The following is a 23718-nucleotide window of genomic DNA, read 5'->3' as shown; positions in this document are numbered from 1 at the left end:
AATGAACTATGAATTTATCACAAACCAAGACTTAATAGGATTATTTACTTCCTATATCTACGCCATTAGTCTGCTTCTCTTTGGTGAAGGATTACATAGATTTTTTGGTATCAAACAGAATATCACCCGCAAAATCATTCATATCGGTGGAGGAATGTGGGTTTTTGCTATTTTACTTTTATTCAAAAACTGGCAAATAGGAATAATTCCCTTTGCTACCTTTATCGGTATCAATTATCTTTTGTACCGTTACCGATTCATTAGTGCAATGGATAGAGAAGATAGTTCACCAGGTACTGTATATTTTGCCATTTCTATTACCTTGCTATTTGCCTTACTATGGCGACCAAATGGCCTCATTGACAACGTTCCTATTGCTGTAGCTGGGGCGATGTCTATGACTTGGGGAGATGCACTAGCAGCGTTAATTGGTAAGCGTTTTGGAAAACATCAGTACCAAGTAGGAAATTCTATCCGTTCTTGGGAAGGTTCAGCAGCAATGTTTTTGGTGAGTACAACTGTAATATTTTTGGTGCTGCGGCTACTCCCTGGTTCATTATTTAGCCCTTTAGCAACTCTGGTAAGTATGAATAGGACAATTTTAGCGGCTATTCTTAGTGGTGCTTGTGCCACTTTAGTAGAAGGAATTTCTCCTAGTGGTACTGATAACTTGAGCGTGCCTTTAGTAGTAGCGGGGCTTGTATGGGGTGTGATGCAGGTGTAAACTATGCGACGTATTGAAATTGGCTCGGAGGTTGGCATAATGACAAGTAGAGACTATAAAAATGACTAGAGCTTCATCTTTACCACCAGATTATACTATTCGCCAAGCCCGTAATATAGACCTTCCTGCAATATATCAAATTATTCTCTTGAGGTTTAATGATTTTAAAATTCTAATTATTTTTACTCTATTTCTGACCTTAACGGGTATTTTTTTAATTTTTTCTGCTATGTGTATTATTATCGGAAATTGTTCTATTAGTTTTCAAGACTTTTGGATAACCCTAGTATTAATACCACTTATAGTAAGCGGTTCAATATTAATAATTTCCTTTTTACAAATAGCAAGTATTTTTAATAGACAAGATAGCTCAATAGTTTTGCTAATAGAACATAGTAATCGTTTAGTAGCTTATGCTATGCAGTCTAACAAAGGTAGTTATTCGTTGTTGATTTCTTTATATGTTAAGCCGGATTATCGCCGCCTCGGGTTGGGGTCTTGTTTAGTGCAAAACCTTGCACGCAGAGGAGTTAGACCAATTTATGTAGTTCCTACTCCTGAATCATTCAGATTTTATATACGTCATGGTTTTACTTTATTCCCAGAGCAAAATCTTCCACGTGAACTTCGCAGAACTAGCAGATATTTAGGGCTTGCTGAATAAACCAAAAACCTATATATATCAACAGTTTCAGGCTGAAAAAGTAAAAGAAGGTGCAAGAAATAAAGGAGAAACTCCGAACACCGAACTCCGAACACCTAACTCACGTTAATTTTTGGTAACTTTCTCCTGCTTCTCTCACTGGTTGCAAATTATTTTAAATTTACACGTTACAAATTCCAATCACGACGAAAATGAAAGAAACTTTGTAAAAATTCTTGTAAAGCATGGTTTTTATTTAACCGTTGCTTACCCCATTGCTGTGCCGTTTCTACTAAAATTTCTGAGAAACTAGGATAAAAAGGAGCTAAATTTCCTAAATGCTTAACTTTGATATTTTGTGACATTGCCAAAGCAATTAAGTTAATTAACTCTCCTGCTTCTTCTCCTAATATAGAAGCACCTAAAATTTCCCCATTTTCGCGGACAATTAATTTACAAATACCTGTTATTTCTCCCCGGAATTGGGCGGCTGTTAATGTTTTAAAATATTGCTTGAAAACTAAAACCTGATTTCGACCATATCGGCGTTGAGCTTGCTCTTGTGTTAAACCTATTTGTGCTACCATTGGTTGCGAAGATATTACCCAAGGAATACAACGATAATTAACTGAGTTTTTAGGAAAAAATAGAGCATTCTTCAGAGCAAGATTAGCTTCATAATTGGCAATGTTGGCAATATCATAACCACCGATAACATCACCACAAGCGAAAATGCGTGGGTTAGTAGTTTGTAATTTTTGATTGACGATTAAACGGTGTTGATTCCATTTCACACCTACTGCTGCTAAATTAAGAGATTCTAAATTTGGCTGTTGTCCAGTTGCAACTAAGATTTCATCAGTTTCAATAGCTTTATCTCCTGCCTGAATCCATTTTTTATCTTCAATTTGCCGAATTTGAGCTACTACGGTTTCGGTGAGGATGCGTACTCCATCACTTTCTAATTTTGCTATCAATAATTGGGCTATTTCTGGGTCGAGAATAGAAAAAATATAGGGATGATTTAGTATCAGTGTAGTGCGGCAACCCAACCGTTTTAAAGTTTGGGCAATTTCAAAGCTTTGAGGTAAACCACCAAGAATTACCCAATTTTTTGGTGGGTTTGGTTTTTCTAATGATTGCCAAATATTAGCTAAGGTTAGATAACCTGTAGTTTGCAATCCTTCTATGTTGGGAATTTTTGGATGTGAGCCGCAAGCGATTAAATAGGTACGAGCGCGTAACAGTCTCTCATTAACTGCAAAACTTAGTTGGGGAGCAGATTGGAATTGACCATTACCAAGGATGACATCAACTCCTTGGGCGGCTAAATTAGTCACAGAATTAATTTGTGTGAGGTTTGCTGCGATCGCATGGGCATATAATATTTTTTCTTTATAAGCTTGTGTGTGGTTGGACTGAAGCATCCCTAGCTGTAATTTTTTGGCTAGTACTGCAGTACCGTTCGTGCCGTCTGAGTAAATATCTGGTGTTGTATTCACCTGTGAGTTAAGAATGCCAAGATTCGCTGCTTTACCCAATTCACTAAGTGCGTAATGATAATTTAACTCATAGTTGATTTGAGGCTGTATCAAGGCAACTTTGGCGTGTAGTTGGGTTGCGGCTAAAGCAGCTTTGTATCCGGCAATAGTACCGCCAATAATTACAAGATCATAATCAATATTCATAGGGAATAGGGAATAGGGGTTTTTAAATTGATTTCTCTCCACACTCATTACTCATTACTCATTACTCATTACTCGGTACTCAGTACTGATTCCAGGGCTGTTAGTAAGCGTTGGTTATCAGCTTCAGAACGGATAGATACGCGGAAATAGCGATCGCCTAATTCTTTAAAACTAAGACAATCACGAATTAAAATCTGGTACTGCTGGAGTAATTTTTTTTGTAACTGAGAGGTAGATTGTTGAGACTCCACCAATAAGTAGTTAACAGCACCTTCTAGGGGTTGTAATCCGGTCATTGAGGCTAGACCTTGAAAGAGTTTATTTCGTGCCTGTGGCAGCCATTTCCAGGCGTGTTGTTGAAATTCTGTATCTTGGAGTGCGGCGATCGCAGCAGCTGCGGCTAAAGTATTGACAGGCCAGGGATCTCGCCATGATTGCCATTTAGCGAGACGGTGAGGGTGAGCGATCGCATATCCTAACCTGAGTCCAGGCAAACTATAAAATTTTGTGAGCGATCGTAAAATCACCAAATTTTCATATTCCTGCACCAACCCAATCAGGCTTTGTTCCTCATCAGGAGGCAGAAAATCCATAAATGCCTCATCCACCACCACCAAAGCAAACTCTTCCAGGTAAGGCAAAATGGAATCCCGTGAAAATAGCTTTCCCGTTGGATTATGCGGGTTATTCAGCAATAAACCGCAATTGGGAGATGGAGGGAATAACATTCTTGATTCTGCCTTTTCCCTCCTGTTCCCTATTTTCAAATCAACAGGAAACTCCAGAACTTTAGCGTTATAAGCCGTCAGAGTGCGGTAATAATCACCAAAGGCTGGAGTAATTAACATCGTTGCGGCTAATTGCGCTAGTTCCCTACCTATTAACGTAAGTAATTCCGCAGACCCGTTACCAGGCAGAATCCACTCAGAAGGAACTTGATGGAAATGACCCAGAGCTAGTCTCAATTCGCTATATTCTGGGTCTGGATAGTGCCTCAGATTACCAAGTTGGGACACAATGGCAGCAAGAACGCTGTCTGGTGGTCCCAACGGGCTAATACTGGCAGAAAAATCCACAATAGCATCAGGGGGACAGCCAGCTAGTGCTGCTGCCCAAGCTAAATTCCCCCCGTGTGCTTGTTGTGGCATAAAAAAAAGATTTCCTAGAACAGAACCTACTCTTTTGGGGGTGCTACTCTTTCTCTAAACATCTTCCCAGCGGAGAAAGCAGGAACCTTGGTAGCAGGAATTTCCATTTTCTCATTGGTTTTGGGGTTACGACCTTCACGAGCTTTACGTTCCCGTGATTCAAAAGAACCAAATCCTACCAATGTCACCTTATCACCAGAGGAAACAGCCTCAATAATTGTTTCCAAAGCGGCGCTTAAAACAGCATCCGCTTGTTTTTTGGTAACACTTGCCTTTTCAGCCACTGCATCAACTAATTCGCCCTTGTTCATATCAAACTCCTTAATGTTTACTGAGATTTTTTCCAGATGTAATTTGTCGCATCTTTACAGTAATCTCTGTTTGCAGAATTACAAAAATCGTCCCTTAAGAGTATTTACACTCAAAACCGCTGTAAATCAGATTGGCTCGACTTTTCAATGAATCATTCTAAGCCGTTGTAGCCCGAAGTGAACACATGAAAGCATTAATTTATATAGATTTCAGGATTTTTTGTGTTTTTTGCCTCATTGTTGCCCTGGAAACACACCATTTTTAGGAATATATACTTAGTGGCAACTGGGTACTGGGGAATGGGAATAAATAAAAGTTATTTTTTTCCTTAGAGTTAAAATGGTACTAATGTTTTAAGGTTAAGAGTCAGGAAATTTTACATGGCGAAGGATCGCTTTCACAATGCAGTCAGAACTGCTCTGGAGAAAGAAGGATGGATAATCACTGCTGACCCTTATGAAGTAAGCGTTGGGGATGTAGACTTTGAAATTGACTTAGCAGCACAGATGTTAGCTGCTGAAAGAGCAGATGAAAAGATCGCTGTCGAAATCAAAAGCTTTATTGGTGCTTCCAATGTTTCCGAATTTCATACTGCTCTTGGGCAGTTTCTTAACTACGAGTTTGCTCTTGAAGAATTTGATCCGCAACGAAAACTATATCTAGCAATACCCGAATCAGTTTATAAATCATTCTTTCAGCGTCGTTTTACACGGTCAGTAATTGCGAGAAATCGAATTAATCTACTCGTTTATGAGCCAAAACAGGAGAGAATTGTGCAATGGCAGTAGAAGAGTATCGCCAAATAATTCAGAATTTAATTTTAGAAAGAGCGAAAAAGCGATTTTCGCCAGAAGAAATTGAAGCACAAGCGGTTATAGATACCCAACACGACCACTATCTTCTACTTCATACCGGTTGGCGTGGAAATAATCGCACTCATGGATGTAGTATGCATATTGATATCAAAGACGGCAAAATCTGGATACAGCATGATGGCACTGAAGTAGGAATTGCTACACTACTACTTGAACAAGGTGTACCCAAAGAAAGTATAGTCTTAGCATTTCACTCTCCTGATATGCGGGAATTTACAGAATTTGCTGCACATTAATGTTGTATGAAATACAGAAATTATTCAGCACCTAATGATCTTTCTATTGCTCGTCTAATGTAGCGTTGATAGGGGATACCCTCTTTTTTTGAAACCTTCTTAACCGCTTCTAGCATTTCCTCAGAAATTCTCACATTGACACTTTTGTTTTTAGGCTGAAATTCAAAAGTTACAGGTTGAAAATTTCCAGGATGAAGGTATTCTGATAAATCCTCTTCTAAGAGTGATTCTATTTCTTCATCCGTTTTGACTCTTGGGAAAGTTTTCTTCATAGGAACGTACCTCTTTTTCGTGCATATATCTGGCACTGATTGGTCTAATTAGTGTTTGTTCTTGGTGATTACGGAAGGTAAAGGCTACAAAAATGTGCTTTTCTTTATAGAAAATTCCTATCGCAAGATATCTATCTTCATCTTCAGAATGCCTGATATCTGGTGTAATCAGAATATCGTTTTGATGAAATAAATACTCAATTTCTTCTTGAGAAACTCGATTCCAACATTTTGCAGAGTTCCCTTCATCCCAATCAAAGCCATTTACGCTTTCGATCATAACAACAAAAATGACATTTGTATATACAAATGTGAAAATTTTTTATAATCTCTTGTAGAGACGTTCCATGGAACGTCTCTACAATCTTTTTCACTTCTATGTCTATTCATATTATCTGCGATACCCAACTTTTTATATAAGCAGGGTATCTGCACAGCCTACTGTCTACCAGGAACCTGCAAACCACGACGTTCCAGGATTTGCCGTACCTGTGGACTAGGAGTGTAGTTATAACCGTAAGCAGAACGCTCAGAGTCATCCATAACTTGCGGTGTGAGCAACACAATCACCTCTCTGCGTTCATTGATTCTGTTTGTTCTTCTAAACAGTGAACCAATGAGGGGAATATCACCTAAAATAGGAAGCTTGGTGATAGTTGTCCGATCTTGGTCTTGAATAATACCGGAGAGAATCAGGGTTTGACCATCTCGTAGACGAATTGTGCCAGAATTTAGAGAACGTTCAGATACCAGGAAGATAGTTTGGCTATTACCCCCAACATTGATCACAGCAGAAGATTGAGGTGCTTTAACAACAGGAGCTACTGATAGAGAAACAAAACCATTGTCATCAATTCTATCAATCTTGACAGCAAGGGTTAAACCTACGTCTGTTTTCTCTGCCGTCACCGTTTGGGTAGAAATATTATTACCACTAGTTGTTGTGTTCGTGATGTTACCTACAACTTCCTGCGTTAGTTTGACGTTAGCCGTCGAACCTTCTTGGACAATTAGGCTTGGATCAGTCAAAATTTTGGCGTTACCGCTTGTCACCTGAGCTTGCAAACTAGCAAGAAGTCTTTTGGGGAACTGGTATAGAGAAGTGAGAGCATTTGTTACCGTACCTGTAGTACCTTGAGATACGCTTGTAGTTCCATCAGCGTTTATAGTGATAATGTTATCCGTCGGTTGGGTAATATCTGTTATGCCCGTTGATAATGCGTTTGAGGATGCTGGCGAAATAGCCTGAGGTGTTGTTAAACCAGATCCAGCTAAGGTGATAATGCCACCTGGAGGAACTGTTTGCCCTTGTATAATTCGTGTTTGTGCAGATTGGTTAATTATTGTTGTGTTTTGTCTAACACTAGTTATTGTTGTAGCCTCAGTGGGGCTTAAAAAAGGCGTTCCTGTAATTGGATTAGTGATGGTTGGTGTACTAGTCACACTATTTGCAACTTCAGTACTAGTAGCTGGTCTAGAACCGCCAAAATTGAAACTGGCTGCACCACCATCAACTGAAAAATAGTTATTACCAATGCCAAAAGAAAAACTAGTATTGTAGTCTTGAGCGCCCGATAGGTTAACATCAATGATCTTGACATTAACCACTGCTTGACGACGGCGGATATCAAGTTGAGTCAATTGAGTTGTCGCCATCTCAACTAGTTTTGGAGAACCAGTCAAGGTGATAGAATTTGTACGTGTATCACCCAAAGCCTGCAAACCTCTAAGCAAAGGGGTTGAATCTTCAAATTTAGCTCTCAGAGTCTCTATTTTTAGTTCTGTAGTTGTTTGAGTTTGCTTAACTGCCTCAGCAGATCCACCACCTACAGCTACAGCATCAACAGTAGTCACCTGTCTTTCTTTACCAATAGCCGCTTCTGCTCCCATTCCTACCAAAAAACTCAAAGCAGTGTCTACAGGCACCTGATTTAGTCGCAGACTCCGCATCACAATATCACGGGTGGTATTAGGCAGTTTAGTACCGACAAAAATTGTTCTACCACTGCGGTTTGCGTCTAAACCACTTAAGCGCAAAACGTAGTTAAATACATCTTGCACAGGCTCGTTTTCTATGTCTAGGGAAATAGATTGGCTACTTGCTGTAGCACCTGGCTGACCTCCCGCAGGTGGCGCTGCTGCGCCTTCGCTACCGACAAAAGCTAGGTTAAGACCAGCAGCACGAGCTAGCAGTGATAAAACTTCCCTAACTGGTGCATCTCGCAACACTAGACGCGGAACCCGTTCTTGAGAGCCTAAATCAATCACGGTAGGAGAAGTATCAGTGTTAGATTGAGTAATATCTCCAACTGGTGGGGCAACTGCTCTAGGTAAGAAAGGAGGAGCTTGGTTATAAGGTTGATTAGGACCGGCTGCTTTGCCGGTTGTCCGTCAATAGATACTTCTGGATTGGGTACTAGCACCTCTATCTTTTTACCAGGTTCAGATGGAGTTGCTGCTGATGATATTTCTGTATTTGGTGTTGTGGGTACTGATGCAGTTGCGTCTGTGCTGGGTGTAAAGCTAAGAGTAAGACCGTTATTTTGTCGGACTACAGGCTTACCAGTGGGGGCATTATCACTACCTGTCACTGTCACCCGCACACTATTAGCATCTAACTGATTAACCTCAACTGAGACAATTCCCGGTGCTGGGTTTTCTTGTCGGAAACTTTTACCCTGAGGTAAACGCAATTGGGTATTAATAATATCTGCGACTAGGGCTTTATCCCTCTTGGTGGTAAAAACCTGAGGCTTGTCACCAGAGGAAGTCTTTAAAATAACACTAATTCCCCCATCAGCAGGATTTAGTTGCACTTCAGTAATTTGAGTTGTCTGAGCCAAAACTGGCTGCGCTGCTAAGATTACACAAGCAGTCACACTTGAAATTAAAGCATTACTATGAACCTGTTTCACAGTTCATTCCTCACATTAAATAAAAACCAGTCTGTATGTCTACTTGTTAACTAACCATCTAGAAGTAACCTTTCGTGCATTAAATTTGCATTTATACAAATCAGCACTCAGTCATTTGGATGGTTAGGGTTTAGGTGGAGCCGCTTTTGCTGTTGCTTCTGCGGCTTCTTCTGCTGTTAATGGCATTAATGCCTCTAATTCAAAGGAAGTACCCAGTTTAGCTGGGCCAGTCTGAACTATTTTCTGTTTTCCATTTACAGTTTCTGCTTCTGGTAGCACTAATTTAGAGTTATAGTTTTTGACTAGCAATAAAGGCTGTAAACGTTCAATATTACGCATAATTGATTGCGTTTGCTCAAAAGTGCCTTCAATATCAACTTTGATAATGCTGCTTTTGAGTTTATTGTTGACTTTTTCTCCAAGACTGCTATCAGTAACTATTTGTGCTTCTTCTCCAGATGGTACAAACTTTTTGAGTTTGGCTCTGACGTTATTTCCAGTGCCTTGACCATTGCTAGACTCGACCAAGCGATTGGTATCCATCAACAATGTGCCTAAACTTTTCTCATTAGCAAATAACGCTAAGACTTGGATTTGTTGCTCCTTGGCTTGGGCTAACTCTGCTAATACATTGTCAATTTGTTTGGCTTGAAGTCTCTTTTGGTCAACTTGTCCTTGGAGTGTGTTACTTTCTGTTTGTTTCTGCTGATAGGTATCCCATGCAGGCATAACCATGTTCAGTATCATATAACCAGCCGCGAGAACCCCCATGACTCCAACTACTCCACCAATAATTGGTGGTGTGAAAGTAATACCAAAAGCAATGGGATAGGATGATGGGGCATCATCAAAATTGTTAGCGTGTTGTGAAAAACTTAAATCATCACTCAGTGTCATTTGGTAATGGCTCCTGTTTTTTGGATGCTACGAAGCCTAGTCACTAGTCCGACTGTGCCTTTTTGCTCTAATTCACGAATTAATTCAGATGCTGGTACATTACTTAGACCAGCTTTAATGGTGTATTTCACCACTTGAATTGGTTTGACTTTCTCCTCACCTTGCCCTTCAGGTTGAATAGCACCTGTTTGTGAAGGTGCATCAATTAACTCTGCTGTACTAATTTTGCTGTTTGAAGCATCCAAGAATTTGGATTGTCCAAGACTCAATACAAAATCGTTGACATCGTTAAAAGAGCGAGCAAAACCGCTAATTTCTAGGCTGCCAGAGGGATTGCTAGGTGTTTTACCCTGTGCTTGGATAACACCGGGAGTTTGCTTGATATTTTCAATCTGCACATTCGCGGGAATGCGATCGCGCAAATCTTGTAACATGGCAGACCAAGGACGAATTTGATCAAACACAGTCACTAAAGCTTGTGTTTGCACTTTAATATTTGTGGTTTCATCCTGGACTTTCTTAATGTTGGCTATTCTACCGTCTAACTCCTTATTTTCCAGATCTAGTTTTTGGATTGCCTGGGTTAATTCATCTGTTTTGGCTTGTAAAAACAACAAACCACCAAATACCAAAGCTGGGAAACATAAACCCACACCGACTCCCAAATACACGGGCATCAAATCACCCAGATTAATTGGCTGTCTGACGGGTTTTTCTGTATTGATTTCAACAGGCGATCGGTCTTTAAGAAAGTTAATATCTAAACTGTACACGTTGTTATGCCTCCCGCATTCCTAAACCCAGTACTATCCCCAAACCAGGGCGTTGTACCAATGGATATTTTTCAGCTTCTACTTCCAAAGACAAATCTCTGATTGGATCTATTTGGGTAGTTGGAAAACCTAATCGTTGAGTAAAAAACTCATCTAGCTGTTGGAGTCCTCCTCCTGTACCTGCTAGGAGAATCTGCGCCACTTCTAAACCTTCACTCTGATTGATATAAAAATCTATAGATCGGCGCAATTCATCCGATAATTCTCCCAATACTTTCAACATCGGACCCATACCAGGATTAACACCTGTAGTCCCAGTTCTGCCCAAATCCATAGGATTAGCAGGAATAGTCATACCCATCAACATATCCATATCTCGTGATGTGGGTAAATTCATTGCCCTTGATAAAGCAGCTTGCAATTGATATGTACCTATAGGGACGGTACGCGAAAATTGCGGTACGCCATTGATAATAATGGCAATTTCAGTACTATCAAACTCAATATCAACTAATACTGCTGCTTCTTGGGGTCCGAATAGCCTCAACTGATCACGAATAGTCCGAATGAGTGCAAAGCTGTTAATTTCTAAAACATCAATCTTTAATCCTGCTTCAGCAAAAGTATTAATATAGGTATTTGTTACTTCCTTGCGAGTAGCTACCAAAAGTACCTGTACTTTTTCAATTCCATCCTCATCTACAAAGTACCCCAGTTTCTGATAATCTACATCAGCTTCCTCTCGTGGATAGGGCAGATACAATGCGGCTTCATGGTTCAGCACCATCTCCCGCAATTCTTTATCATCCAACTCTGCTGGCACAGGAATGACACGCACAATAGCGTCTCTTCCTGGGATGCAAGTAGCAACGCGGGAAGCTTTAATTTTGCTTTCAGCCAATGCCTCCTGGATCAGTTCTGCCATCCTTGGAGAATCGTTAATTTGTCCGTCGCTAATTAACCCCTCTGGTACTGGTATCGTTGTCAAGGATTCTAGTTTTAAGCCTTGGCGTTGCTTACGTAACTGAACTATGTTCATTCGTTCTGGTGCAAGCTCAATGCCAATTCCTTTATTAGATTTACCAAGGAGATTACTGAGTTTACTGAAAACGTTCACCACAGTTTTACCCACTAGACTACTAAATGAAAAATTTAAATCTGGTTCCAAGCAAACTTAGTACCAAGTAATCTATATAGCCTATAATCTCGACATTTCTGCATAAGTTTTGCACACCTTTCAAACGTAAAAATATTACCACGATGATTCAATCACGAAAATTCAAACAACTAACTGTTTGGGCGCTGCTGGGCTTACTTACCAGTTGGGTTGTAAGTTGCAGCACAGGTAACTTTAGCTCAAGTACAAAACCAGTTGCTTCAGAAGCCGCAACCATTGAGTTTTGGACGATGCAACTCCAACCCCAATTTACAGACTACTTTCAAAACCTAATTGCGAGCTTTGAATCGCAAAACCCTAGTATCAAAGTAAAATGGGTGGATGTACCTTGGTCGGCGATGGAGAACAAGATTTTAACAGCTGTCTCCGCAAAAACGCCACCTGATGTTGTCAACCTTAATCCAGATTTTGCTTCCCAACTTGCAGGACGAAATGCCTGGTTAGATTTGGATGCAAAAGTGTCAAGTGAAGTTCGTTCCTCCTATTTGCCTAATATTTGGCAAGCTAGTACCCTCAATGGCAAGAGTTTTGGGATTCCTTGGTATCTCACCACAAGGTTAACTATTTATAACACTGATTTATTAAAACAAGCAGGTATCAACAAAGCTCCGGCAACTTATGCAGAATTAGCGCAAACGGCGCAACAAATTAAAGATAAAACGGGTAAATACGCATTTTTTGCAACTTTTGTACCCCAAGATTCTGGTGAAGTGTTGGAATCATTTGTACAAATGGGTGTCACTTTAGTAAATGCTGAGGGTAAAGCAGGTTTTAATTCCCCACAAGGAAAAGCAGCGTTTCAATATTGGGTAGATTTATATAAAAAAGGATTACTACCTAAAGAGTCATTGACACAGGGACACCGTCATGCTGTTGATTTATACCAATCTGGAGAAACAGCGCTGTTAGCTTCTGGACCTGAGTTTCTGAAGACGATATCTAATAATGCACCAAAAATTGCTCAAGCTTCTGCGATCGCACCACAAATTACTGGTGATACAGGCAAAAAAAATGTAGCTGTTATGAATATAGTCATTCCCCGCGCTACAAAAAATCCAGATGCAGCGGTTAAATTTGCCTTATTTGTGACTAATGATGAAAATCAACTAGTATTTGCTAAATCCGCTAATGTCTTACCATCAACCGTTAAGGCGCTTGGTGATAGTTATTTTAAGAATGTTCCAGCTAATGCTTCAACTGTAGAAAAGGGGCGCTTTCTCAGCGCCCAACAGATGGAAAAAGCTGAGGTGCTAACCCCGAAAATGAAAGATTTTAAATTCTTGCAAAAAACTATTTACGAAAATTTACAAGCGGCGATGTTAGGGGAGAAAACAGTAGATAAAGCTGTAGAAGATGCAGCGCAACAGTGGGATAATCGGTGATTGGTAATGGGTAATACAGCAGAATGCAGATACATAAGACAAGGAATCTAAATTCAAAACCAGATACCAAGCCAGTTTTACTCCTGACTCCTGACTTCTGACTCCTGACTCCTGACTCCTGACTCCTGACTCCTGACTCCGAACTCCGAACTCCGAACTCCGAACTCCTGACTCCTGAATTCTGCTGTTATGATGAATTACCTAAAAAATGACCAATTAGATAGAGGGAACCACAGAGAACTACTAGGTTATCTGTAGATGTGAAAGCAGCATCTAAGGCAGAAAATACATCTGGATAGGTGCTGCAATAACTTAATTCTGGGCAAATTTCATGAGCTAAATTTGTTAATTTCTCAAGATTTGCTGAATTACTATCTGGGACTGGCACTAAATATAATTTATCTTCTGTTTTGAGTAGTGCTTGAAAAATATCAGCATGATCTTTAGTCGCTAACATTCCCATTACCCAGGTTATGTTCTGGGCATTAAAAGTATCTACATAATTGCGTAAAACCTCTGCTGCGGCTGGGTTATGTGCGCCATCAACTAATAGTTGATAATTCTGATGAGCGTTTTTCCAGGTTATCCATTGCATTCGGCCTGGCCATTTAGTTTTTCCCATGCCGTTGACTATGGCTGTTTCCGAAATTTGCCACCCTTTTTGTTGCAAAATTTCCAAGGCGGCTAAAGCCAAAGCTGAATTAGTTAATTGAATTTGTCCCTGTAGCGGTAAGGGATATTTTATTAATCCTGGAGTGAGAATTTTTTGATATTCTGCCCAATCTGTTGTTATGGGAAATCCGGGCTGAGGTGTGATGATAGGGCATTGTAATTCTATATTAAGCGATGGCCTTTGCGTCAGTGTGTCTCCTTGAGACTCAGCGCTGCTGCAAGCAGTTCGCACCATTTTTTGAGCGTCCGGTGGCAATGGCCCAACTACTACAGGACATCCAGGTTTAATGATACCAGCTTTTTCTCTAGCAATATCAGCAACAGTGGGGCCTAATTGCTGCCAGTGTTCCCGACTTATAGAAGTAATTATTGTCACCAATGGCTGAGAACAGACGTTAGTTGCATCCAAACGCCCTCCTAGTCCTACTTCTATTACTGCTATATCAACTTTTTGTTGTGCAAAATATAACCAAGCTGCTGCGGTAATTACTTCAAACTGAGTTGGTGATTCTTCTTCCGAGTCAATAGCAGCTTTGACTTCTAGAATTAATTGATAAAGATAATCTGTGTCAATTGGCTGTTCATTTATACAAATGCGTTCAGTCCAATCTACTAAATGGGGTGAAGTATAACGTCCTGTCCGATAACCAGCTTCAGTAAGTACAGAGGAAAGATAAGCACAAACAGAACCTTTGCCATTAGTCCCAGCAACATGAATTATAGGGACTTGGTGATGAGGATTACCGAGATTATCTAATAATTTGACAATGCGCGAAAGTCCCAGATTGACACCAAAGTGTTGAAAGGGTTGGAGTAAAGAGTCGATATTCACAGGAATTGGTGACAGGTGACAGGTGACAGTATATATTTTTTCTGTTCCCTGTTCCCTGTTTCCTGTTCCCTAAATTAACTAATTATGCTTCTTTGTTCAAGAAGTTTTGTACTTGTCTTAAAGCCGCAGCACCGATGTTAAACACAGCCCAACCAGCAGCAATAGCGATTGGTGCCAAAACGATTACTACACGCATATCCATGTCCATATCTAGAATCCTTCTGTTAAGTAGAAATTAAAGTTTTATCAACAGCTCTCAATTTTTATTTTTAGCCGAAGTGGGGTATTTTTCCAAGCTTAATTGTAAAGAATGATTAAGTTGGTCGTTGGTCATTGGTCATTGGGAAAAGGTTATAGATAATTCTCCCCTTCGACTACGCGGTAGTTGAGCGTTCACGTAGTGTGTCGAAGACAAGTCGAAACTCAGGGCAAGCTTGCCCCCTCTTCCCTACCTAAAACCAATATCCGTGCCTTTACCGGCGTGAACTAGGGCTAACTTGTGGTATTTTTCGGCGTGTTCGATGAGGTCTGCGGCTTCAGTTTCTGTGAGTTGACGTGCTACTTTAGCTGGAATGCCTACTACTAGAGAAAATGGAGGTATATCTTTGGTGACTACTGCACCAGCGCCAATGATGCTACCTGTACCGACTCTGACTCCACCTAAAATTATTGCGCCAATGCCAATTAAACTCCCACGTTCAATGTGGGCAGAATGTACCACAGCACGATGTCCTACGGTAACATGATCTTCTAGGATTGTCGGACAACCAGGATCACCATGTAGGATGGCTCCATCCTGAATGTTTGTGCATTCGCCAATTTCAATGCGTTCTACATCTCCTCTAACCACTGCTCCATACCAAATGCTTACCCCTGCTGCGATGTTGACTGAGCCGACAACAACGGCGTTGGTTGCGATAAAGGCAGCTTGAGAAAAATCGGGAGATGTCCAGTAGGAAACAGTAGACACGATAGAATATTGATATGGTACCCAGGAACACTGGAAAAACTCCAACCTTTGAGGCTGGTTGCACAACCAGGATATCACAGCCGTTTGCTCTGTACGCTCAGGAAGGCACTAGTACTGCAAGGCGGAAGTTAAAAGTCAAAAGTCAAAAGTCAGAAATCTCATATGCTTGACTGAGAGTTTTATTTCTGCCGTGTTGTAATATTGAAAATTGCTCTGGTTGCAACCTTTTTGGTATGCAGTGACGAGCAAGTAACTCAAAGTGGTGAACCAAGCTGTAAAATCAAACCCACTGGTGCTGGTGAAGACAAAATTATGATTGTATGCACTTCATGATGAATCCAGGCTTGCAGTACCCGATATTTGGCCCTGAAATACAGTGTCCTCACTGTCGCCAGTCTATTCCCGCGCTGACGCTAACTGATACCTATCTGTGTACGCGTCATGGTGCTTTTGAAGCGAATCCAAAAACAGGTGAGTTGGTTCATCTCCAATCTGGTCGTCATTGGCGCAGGTGGGATGGTGAATGGTATCGACAACATACTCATCCTGATGGGATTCGCTTTGAAATTCACGAAGCGTTAGATAAGCTATATACTCAAGGATATAGAGCTACAAGGGTGATTATTGCCCAACGCTATCAGGAGTTAATGAGTGGATATTTGGAACGCAGTAGTCCTTGGCGTTCTGGACAACCAGAAGCTACTCCGGCTCGTTTGTATGGCTTACCAGTAGAGTTTGGCCCCGATCCGGCTAAGGAACCTTGCTGGGAAGTGATTAATTTTGATTTAGACAAGGAGCCTGGTGTGCCTGTGCGTTATCCTTACTTTAGACTGTTTGAGTAGGGCGTACTGAGTATTGAGTACTGAGTACCGAGTGTGAAGTTCTGAATGATAATAATTAGTAGTTGCTCTTAGTAAAAGGTTTTCATTGACTTGTTTACAAAGAGTATTACTTGGTTCAAGACTTTAGTAAGGTAATTTTTATTACTCATTACTCATTACTCATTACTCATTACTCGTTATGCATCATGCTTCTATTCGGACTGCTAATATTCATCTAGCGATCGCTTTTTATGAGCAGTTAGGATTTACGGTTGGCGATCGCTTCACTACAGGTTATACTTTAGCTTGTTGGCTGGAAGGATTGGATAGCCGCATTGAATTAATCCAAATTCCCCAGCCCAAACCAGCCCCTGATGCTTTTGCAGATGAGCATTATGTGGGCTATTATCATCTTTCCTTTGATCTAACTGAGATTGCACCAGATTTACACAGTTGGTTGGAAAGTTTAAAATCACGAATAGCTATGGTAAGTGAGTTGCAACCCCTGCAAATCCTGTTAGAACCAACTCAGCAGCAAATAGGCGATCGCATTTTGGAAGTTGCTTTTATCGCTGATGCTGATGGCTTACCTTTAGAGTTTATTCGGTTTTTGGACAAACTTGGTTAGTCTGGTAATGGGTAATGGGTAATGGGTAATGGGTAATGGGTAATTAGAATTATCTCTCTTACTCAGTACTCGGTATCCGTGTTAGCGCAGTGTGGACTAAGCCATGCTCCTTTTTTTCATCTTTTTTTGTTCTGAAAATTTTCCAGAAAGATTAAACGAAAGATGTATAGGTAAAAAGAATGTAGTCTTATTTACTTATGGCTAAATAAATATATGTTTGTGATTTCTGGATTTTATCGTTATCGTATTCCCTTAATACTGTTCATTTTATCGCTAATTGCCACATTTTCGTTGAAGCATACTGTTTCAGATAGCCAAAAATTAGTGAGTGCCAGCTGGGAACATTCTCAGCAAATATTCGTAGACACAAAAACAAATAATCTGACATTGACAAAAAATGTCATGCAGACAGTGCTAGAAAATGGTTTAACTGTATTGACTAAAGAAGTACATAATGCACCAGTTGTAACTGTGCAGATGTGGTATAAAGTTGGTTCAGTTAATGAAGCACCGGGAATGAATGGTATTGCTCACCAGTTAGAGCATATGATGTTTAAAGGCACAAAAATTCGTCCTTTGCAATTTGGACAGTTGTTTAGTGCTTTGGGTAGTGATTCCAATGCTTTTACCAGTTACGAACAAACTGCATATTACAATACAGCCGAAAGTGATCAACTCCAAGCGCTGCTAGAACTGGAAGCAGACAGGATGCAAAATTTGCTTATTGATAACCAGCAATTAGCCAGTGAAAAGCGGGTAGTAATTTCTGAGTTGCAAGGCTATGAAAATAGTCCAAAATACCGTCTTAAGCGTGCTGTCATGAAGTCGGTGTTTCCTAATCATGCTTATGGTTTAGCTACAGGTGGGACTGAAGCTGATGTAGAAAAATTAACGGTTGAGCAGCTGCGAGAATACTATCAGCAATTTTACAATCCTGATAGTGCTATACTGGTGATAGTCGGAGATTTCCCAACTGCACCAACCCTAGAAGTAGTAAAAAGTATTTTTGGCAAAATTCCCCAAAGTCAAAAATCTCCCCAAATCCCCAAATCTCCGACTCTCCAAATTTCTGCTTCTCCAATTTGGTTACAAGAACCAGGTGTTGAGAAGCTTTTACAAGTAATTTATCCGCTTCCAAATTTAAATCACCCAGATGTGCCAGTTTTAGGGGTGATGGATTATATTTTAACATCGGGAAAAAATTCTTATTTATATGAAGTTTTAGTTAAATCAGGTTTAGCTATTAATGTTTCGGCTCATGTAGCTAGTCTGCGGCAGTCAGGATGGTATGATTTATCGGTGACTGCTGCACCAAATCAGGATTTACAAAAAATTAATGCGGTTTTGAAGAGTTCGCTAGAGAAACTGGTAAAAACTGGCGTAACATCAGAGCAGGTTAAACGGGCAAAAACTCAATTAGCAGCTTCTGTAATTTTGAATGGTCGGGATATCAATAGCCAAGCTATGCAGTTTGCTAATGATCAGCTAGTTGGTGGTGATTATCGCTATACAGAACGGTATTTAGAAAATGTTCGCCAGGTAAAGCCGGCTGATATTATATCTGTAATCAATAAATATCTTAAACCAGAAGCGCAGGTAGTTGGTTTTTTTGAACCAACCCAAAAAGAAGTGAATAGGGATACTCAATCATCTCCAGTAGCAACTTCAGAAAATTTTTCTGCGGGGGTTTCTGTCGCTGCATCTGAGGTGATGAAATATTTACCAAATACGATCGCTGTTGCTAATAATTCAAACCGAAATTTACCACAAAAGGTAACATTGACCAATGGTTTGCGGGTGTTACTTTTACCTGATCAAAGTAGTCCCACAGTGAGTTTGAGTGGTTACATTAAAGCTGGTAAAGAATTTGATGCCGATGATAAAGCGGGTTTAGCTTCTTTGGTGGCAGATAATTTGATGAATGGGACTACAACCAAGGATACATTGACTATTGCCAAAACTTTAGAAGCACGGGGTGCGAGTTTGAATTTTGCAGCGCAGCGTGAAGGTGTGCGTATCCAGGGTAAGAGTTTAAGGGAAGATTTGCCTGTTTTACTGGAGACGATGACGGATGTTGTCAAAAATAGTACTTTTCCTGTAAATGAGTTGGAACGAAGTCGTCAACAGGCTTTAAATGGGTTAAATGCAGATTTGAATGATGCTGACGAGGTTGCTAATAGAAAATTAATTCAATCTATTTATCCGTATAATCATCCATTGCATAATTTTCCGACAGAAAAAAGTATACAGAATATTAATAGAGGTGATGTGATTGCTTTTAAGCAAAAACATTATCGTCCAGATACTACAGTATTAACATTGGTGGGTGATTTTGATGTAGAGAAAGTGCGATCGCTTTTAGAAACTCAAATGGGTGATTGGCACGTTAAAGGCAAACCGCCAATATTAAAATATCCGACAGTGGTGATGACAGATAAGGGGGTAAATTTTAATTCTGTTCTGCCTGGTAAATCCCAAGCTGTGACTTATATGGGTTATACAGGTATTAAACGCCAAGATCCACGCTTTTATCAAGCTTTAGTGTTGAACCAAATTTTGGGAGGGGATACATTATCTAGTAGACTGGGAGCAGAAGTGCGCGATCGCTTGGGTTTAACTTACGGGATTTATAGCAACTTCCAAGCGGGAAGGAATATTGGGACGTTTTTGATTGAAATGCAAACCAGTCCAGAATATACTCATAAAGCGATCGCAAGTACCCGCAAACTATTAAAACAACTGCATCAGCAAGGTGTTACAGAACTAGAAGTAGAAACTGCCAAACGCACCCTGATTAGTAACTATAATATTTCCCTAGCAAAACCAGAGGAATTAACAGATAGAATTCTGATGAATGAGGTTTATGGACTAGATGAGATAGAATTGCGTTCTTTTGTCCAAAAAATCCAGAAAGTCAATCTTACTGAAGTTAATCAAGCAGCGCGTGAGTTACTCAATCCTGATAAAATTGTTGTTGTCACAGCTGGCCCCGCAATAATGGCAGAGCATAGATAGGTTACTCCGGGCTAAAGCTATTAATATAGTTAGGGCTTCGCACAAGTTGCTAAAGCTATTAATATAGTTAGGGCTTCGCACAAGTTACGGAACAACTAACCGCAGAGGACGCAGAGGACACGGAGGAATAAGGGTTCGGGAGATTTTTTGCGTAAGTTCTAATAGTTAGTTTACCCTTCGGAAAGCAAGCTACATAAGTAATGGGACAGAATTAATTACACAACTGATTTTTCTGTTCCCTGTTCCCTCCCTCAACGAGTGAATTTAATTTTGTCCGACTACATATCCAATTTCAAAGACATTAAACCCTAAAAACATTTTTAGGGTTTAATTCCGGGGTTTTCAACTTATTTTCTGATGAGATAAATCGAGAAATTTCTTAGATTCTAGTTTCCCAAGGACCCCAAATTGCAAAAGTAATACCAGGACTTTGCATATTGACAAACATAGTCTTACCATCGGGAGAGAAGCAAGCCCCAGCCCACTCACTACCATTGAAGGTATTACGGACTAAATTATAGAGTTTTCCATCGGGAGTTACACCTCTTATGGAATTAGGAGAAGCTCCATCTTCGCAAAGAATAAGATCGCCATTCAAAGGTGCCACACAAATGTTATCAGGCGCACGAAGATCAGACGCACTTGGAGAATCTACAAATAGCTGAAGTGTATTAGTAGCAGGAATATAACGGAAGACTTGACCACGGCTGCCAGGACCACCACTGGTACAACAGAAATAAATTTCACCGTTACCATACCAAATACCTTCCCCACGGGCAAATCTGGCTGCACCTAAATTACGACCTTGCACACGGACATTATCTGTGGTTGGATCTGGATTAGGAATGTCTACCCAGCTGATATTAGTCCATATTTGTCCCACATTGAAACCAGTAGCAGTGTTAACACTACCAGCACTGCTGCTTGTGTAACCTATTCTGAGAGCTTGGAGTCTGCCACCTTCTATTAACTTACCTGGTACATTAGGGATAAAACGATACAAGAGACTATCTCCGGTATCTTCAGTTTGGTAAACAATGCCAGTTGCGGGGTCTACAGCGATAGCTTCGTGATTAAAGCGTCCCATAGCCTTGAGAGGTATAGCTTTTACAGGCCCGGTGGCATTAGCAGGAACCTCAAAGTTATAACCGTGATACTGTAATCGGCCACTACCAGGTATGTCTACATTTTCTTCAGAGGTAATCCATGAACCCCAAGGAGTTGGACCACCTGCACAGTTACGAATCGTGCCACCAAGAGAAGCAAACTGTTTAACTAGCTGACGATTGGAATCTATAACCAGTGTTGTAGTACCACCTCTGCAAGCAGGATCATAGGCTAAATCACTGGGTACTTGTACTTTTCCAGTAGTGCCAGTACCGCCAATTTCGTGGTTGCAAATGAGGATGGTTGTACCTCTGGGGCCTTGGAAGGCTGCCATTCCATCATGATTACTAGGCACTGGAAAGCCATCAGCCATAAGATTACCCGTGCGAGATATCTCCCGATATTGGAATCCAGCGGGTAATGCTAAAGGCGCACCAGGAACAGTAATCAGGGAACCATATCCTGTGGTCGTAGGTGTTGTTTGACCGAAAGCTGCTCTAGCCAGAAGACCTTCTAAAGGAGAAGCCGCTAAAGTGGTAGCCGCAGTTGCACCTGCTATGGAAAAGAACTTACGTCTTGATAATGTCATGGGGAAATTTTTGGTTATGTAAAATGTTAACTAAACGTCTAAAGCGTTTAATTTTCTCATGTGAATTAATTCTTAGATGTAGAGACTATTGTGATTTAGTTAATGTCTCTAAAACTATTATTCTGTTCAATTTGACAACCTTTCTGCGATGACACGATGTTTTAATTCACGGCAGATGTCATTAGTAAAATATGTGATATTGATTAAGCTTTGGTAATGATTAATTTAATAAAAGATTTTTCTCGGTTGTCAGTAGATTTTTTTTGAAAATTTTTCTTAGCAAAAATAAACTTTTGAGTATTTAAAGCTTAATGCAAATTAGTCAAATGTAGAGAATACAGGGGATATTATTAGTTAATCAATTGTCATACGTTGATGAAAATAATTTCATGATATTGAGAAAATTATTCAATAGATTATGTTCATAATTTAATTTATTTAATTTTGTAATAGCGATCGCTATATTTTATTAAGCAAACAAATATTCAATAAATATCTAGAAATGGTGATTGGATGAATTTTCAAATTTGTCAGGTTTTTTTGATCTAAACCTACATATGAAAATCCGGTTTGATTGTTGCTGGCATAGCATAAAGCTATGTGTTTAAAGCCCAGTATGCCTTGCTTTCCATACATTTACGAGTGTTTATGGCTATGCCACACAAGCTATCAAGAATCAGGTCTGATTATTATATGACTTTATTCACTGTACAAATTTATTATATTATGCACTAACACAAATACTGTTTAATTAGGACGGGATTAATGCCTATAAAGTGTTGAACAATCAATGTTAAATGTCTAAAAATATGGCAAATACTCTAAATGATTTTGCGGCTGAATAAAATAACAATATTAAGTTAAGGATAGATAAAGATTTATTTAATTAATGCAGAAGATAACTTTCATCCAAAACATCTACTTTATTTTTTTGAAATATCAAAAAATCCAGTTCAATTTATATTGATGAAATTGAATCTAATGATAGAATCTCCCCAAGGGCATTTTTTTGGAAATAAATTAGGTCACATCAGACCACTATTGCTATGACCCAAAATTCAAGCATTTGAGATTATAGAAGGTAATCTACCGGATTGGTTATAGCCTCTTTTGTCGTGCTTAATCGGGCATAGAGATTTGATTTCTAAATTTCACGTTTTCTTAAGCTAACCAAAAATTAGCTGATAGCTAAAAGCAAAATCACAATAATTGGCATCAAAAAAATGAAAAGCATTTACAATCAAATCAAAGCAACAGTAGCTGTTGCTGCTGTTTCCTCTGTAGCGACTTTTGTTAATATTCCTAGCGCTAATGCAGCCGTATTCGGTATAAATTGGACAGGGGAACAAGGTTATACTGCTGAAGGGCGGTTCAGTTATAGTGATAGTCTCTTTGGTAGTGTCGTTACCCAAGATCAACTAAAGACATTTAGTCTTTCTTTCTTCAACCCCAGCGGCGATTTATTACAAACTTTCTCTTACAATTTCTCAAGCCCTAGTACTAGCCCTAGTTCTAGCTTCTTCAATTTCAACTTTGATACAGTAAACCAGACTGTTCTGCAATCAGGTAGTTATGATGCAGCTACTGGCTTTGACTTGGGAGATGAATTTACCGGATCTGGTAATGGGTTATTATTCTATACCTTCCAAGATCCTTTCCAAGGCTTGACAAACGCGACCATTTTTTTAAAGCCTAATGACCTTAACGCAGAAACCTGTGTCATTAGTGGAGGATGTGATTTTGATTTTGGTGGTCAGTTAACAGCAAATAAAATCCCTGAACCTGGAACAATTTTTGGTCTGTTGGTACTGGGTTCTGCGGTTGGATTCCTAAAGAAAAAGTCAGCTGTTGCCTAAGCAATCAAGCTAACTTAATTAAAAATCAAACTAATTGACTTTTATTCTAGCTCCAGCACCCAAAATGTCGAGGACTAGAACCGCATAAAATGTGTCAGGGGCTTATTTGCATAAGTCCCTGTATACTTTTGGATCAATCTTGTGATGTCATGTCAGACTAAAAAAGTTATGATTGCGATCGCTGCC

The 23718-nt window shown here is 39.8% G+C and carries 21 protein-coding genes and 1 pseudogene; 9 read left to right on the top strand and 13 right to left on the bottom strand.

The genetic code is table 11. The features are described 5' to 3' along the window. The first annotated feature begins 1 nt into the window (after position 1). Both AC012T_RS12955 and AC012T_RS12950 read left to right on the top strand, forming a co-directional pair. Positions 2-724 (top strand): diacylglycerol/polyprenol kinase family protein, encoded by a 723-nt coding sequence (locus AC012T_RS12955; protein ID WP_487066310.1) that lies wholly within the window; start codon positions 2-4, stop codon positions 722-724. A gap of 61 nt (positions 725-785) precedes the next feature. Then, positions 786-1388 (top strand): GNAT family N-acetyltransferase, encoded by a 603-nt coding sequence (locus tag AC012T_RS12950; protein WP_487066308.1) that lies wholly within the window; start codon positions 786-788, stop codon positions 1386-1388. 167 nt (positions 1389-1555) lie between these two features. On the opposite strand, the gene AC012T_RS12945 is transcribed toward AC012T_RS12950, so the two are convergent. The 3 genes from AC012T_RS12945 to AC012T_RS12935 all read right to left on the bottom strand — a co-directional run bounded on the left by AC012T_RS12945 (position 1556) and on the right by AC012T_RS12935 (position 4514). After that, positions 1556-3055: a dihydrolipoyl dehydrogenase family protein gene (locus AC012T_RS12945; protein ID WP_487066306.1), complete on the bottom strand. Its 1500-nt coding sequence runs from the start codon at positions 3053-3055 to the stop codon at positions 1556-1558. A 68-nt stretch (positions 3056-3123) separates the two neighbouring features. Continuing rightward, positions 3124-4203, bottom strand: a complete 1080-nt coding sequence (gene cobD / locus AC012T_RS12940) for a threonine-phosphate decarboxylase CobD (RefSeq protein ID WP_487066304.1) — start codon at positions 4201-4203, stop codon at positions 3124-3126. 26 nt (positions 4204-4229) lie between these two features. Beyond that, positions 4230-4514, bottom strand: coding sequence for an HU family DNA-binding protein (locus tag AC012T_RS12935; RefSeq protein WP_015214180.1), 285 nt, complete (start codon positions 4512-4514; stop codon positions 4230-4232). A 381-nt stretch (positions 4515-4895) separates the two neighbouring features. On the opposite strand from AC012T_RS12935, the gene AC012T_RS12930 reads away from it, so the two are divergent. Further along, entirely contained in the window at positions 4896-5303 is a 408-nt protein-coding gene (locus tag AC012T_RS12930; RefSeq protein ID WP_487066302.1) for a XisH family protein, read from the top strand. Continuing rightward, the gene (locus AC012T_RS12925; protein ID WP_487066300.1) at positions 5294-5626 is read left to right on the top strand and encodes an element excision factor XisI family protein; all 333 of its coding nucleotides are present in this window, start codon (positions 5294-5296) and stop codon (positions 5624-5626) included. Before AC012T_RS12930 ends, AC012T_RS12925 begins: the two co-directional genes overlap by 10 nt. A gap of 20 nt (positions 5627-5646) precedes the next feature. Here AC012T_RS12925 and AC012T_RS12920 read toward each other — a convergent pair whose 3' ends face one another. The 6 genes and pseudogenes from AC012T_RS12920 to pilM all read right to left on the bottom strand — a co-directional run bounded on the left by AC012T_RS12920 (position 5647) and on the right by pilM (position 11603). Beyond that, a complete protein-coding gene (locus AC012T_RS12920) occupies positions 5647-5898 on the bottom strand; it encodes a CopG family antitoxin (RefSeq protein ID WP_487066298.1) in 252 nt (83 codons plus the stop codon). Further along, on the bottom strand, positions 5864-6178 hold the full coding sequence (locus tag AC012T_RS12915) for a BrnT family toxin (protein WP_487066296.1): 315 nt from the start codon (positions 6176-6178) through the stop codon (positions 5864-5866). Before AC012T_RS12915 ends, AC012T_RS12920 begins: the two co-directional genes overlap by 35 nt. A 158-nt stretch (positions 6179-6336) precedes the next feature. Beyond that, a pseudogene (locus tag AC012T_RS12910) lies at positions 6337-8813 on the bottom strand (AMIN domain-containing protein). Positions 8814-8936: 123 nt separating this feature from the next. Further along, entirely contained in the window at positions 8937-9710 is a 774-nt protein-coding gene (locus AC012T_RS12905; protein WP_487066294.1) for a pilus assembly protein PilO, read from the bottom strand. Beyond that, on the bottom strand, positions 9707-10483 hold the full coding sequence (locus AC012T_RS12900; protein ID WP_487066292.1) for a PilN domain-containing protein: 777 nt from the start codon (positions 10481-10483) through the stop codon (positions 9707-9709). Before AC012T_RS12900 ends, AC012T_RS12905 begins: the two co-directional genes overlap by 4 nt. 4 nt (positions 10484-10487) lie before the next feature. Next, a complete protein-coding gene (gene pilM / locus AC012T_RS12895) occupies positions 10488-11603 on the bottom strand; it encodes a type IV pilus assembly protein PilM (RefSeq protein ID WP_438890026.1) in 1116 nt (371 codons plus the stop codon). A 140-nt stretch (positions 11604-11743) separates the two neighbouring features. On the opposite strand from pilM, the gene AC012T_RS12890 reads away from it, so the two are divergent. Then, positions 11744-13042: an ABC transporter substrate-binding protein gene (locus tag AC012T_RS12890; protein WP_487066290.1), complete on the top strand. Its 1299-nt coding sequence runs from the start codon at positions 11744-11746 to the stop codon at positions 13040-13042. 187 nt (positions 13043-13229) lie between these two features. Here the strand turns inward: AC012T_RS12890 and AC012T_RS12885 are convergent, their stop codons facing one another. The 3 genes from AC012T_RS12885 to AC012T_RS12875 all read right to left on the bottom strand — a co-directional run bounded on the left by AC012T_RS12885 (position 13230) and on the right by AC012T_RS12875 (position 15516). After that, entirely contained in the window at positions 13230-14546 is a 1317-nt protein-coding gene (locus AC012T_RS12885) for a bifunctional folylpolyglutamate synthase/dihydrofolate synthase (protein ID WP_487066288.1), read from the bottom strand. Between the two features lie 82 nt (positions 14547-14628). Next, positions 14629-14754, bottom strand: coding sequence for a photosystem II protein Y (locus AC012T_RS12880; RefSeq protein ID WP_015214189.1), 126 nt, complete (start codon positions 14752-14754; stop codon positions 14629-14631). A gap of 240 nt (positions 14755-14994) precedes the next feature. Further along, a complete protein-coding gene (locus AC012T_RS12875; RefSeq protein WP_015214190.1) occupies positions 14995-15516 on the bottom strand; it encodes a gamma carbonic anhydrase family protein in 522 nt (173 codons plus the stop codon). 329 nt (positions 15517-15845) lie between these two features. On the opposite strand from AC012T_RS12875, the gene AC012T_RS12870 reads away from it, so the two are divergent. The 3 genes from AC012T_RS12870 to AC012T_RS12860 all read left to right on the top strand — a co-directional run bounded on the left by AC012T_RS12870 (position 15846) and on the right by AC012T_RS12860 (position 19980). After that, positions 15846-16358 carry a TIGR02652 family protein gene (locus AC012T_RS12870; protein ID WP_015214191.1) on the top strand — a complete coding sequence of 171 codons (513 nt, stop codon included), beginning with the start codon at positions 15846-15848 and terminating at the stop codon, positions 16356-16358. Between the two features lie 178 nt (positions 16359-16536). Further along, positions 16537-16965: a VOC family protein gene (locus tag AC012T_RS12865; RefSeq protein ID WP_438890030.1), complete on the top strand. Its 429-nt coding sequence runs from the start codon at positions 16537-16539 to the stop codon at positions 16963-16965. A gap of 213 nt (positions 16966-17178) precedes the next feature. Further along, the gene (locus tag AC012T_RS12860) at positions 17179-19980 is read left to right on the top strand and encodes a M16 family metallopeptidase (RefSeq protein WP_487066285.1); all 2802 of its coding nucleotides are present in this window, start codon (positions 17179-17181) and stop codon (positions 19978-19980) included. Between the two features lie 379 nt (positions 19981-20359). On the opposite strand, the gene AC012T_RS12855 is transcribed toward AC012T_RS12860, so the two are convergent. Then, on the bottom strand, positions 20360-21676 hold the full coding sequence (locus AC012T_RS12855) for an alkaline phosphatase PhoX (protein ID WP_487066283.1): 1317 nt from the start codon (positions 21674-21676) through the stop codon (positions 20360-20362). 1223 nt (positions 21677-22899) lie between these two features. Between AC012T_RS12855 and AC012T_RS12850 the strand changes: the two genes are divergently transcribed. Beyond that, positions 22900-23532 carry a PEP-CTERM sorting domain-containing protein gene (locus AC012T_RS12850; RefSeq protein ID WP_487066281.1) on the top strand — a complete coding sequence of 211 codons (633 nt, stop codon included), beginning with the start codon at positions 22900-22902 and terminating at the stop codon, positions 23530-23532. The last annotated feature ends 186 nt before the right edge of the window (positions 23533-23718 follow it).

Source organism: Anabaena sp. EIM26 (assembly GCF_057568715.1).
Note: the sequence above shows the minus strand (reverse complement) of the source record. Positions and strands in the feature narration are given on the sequence as shown.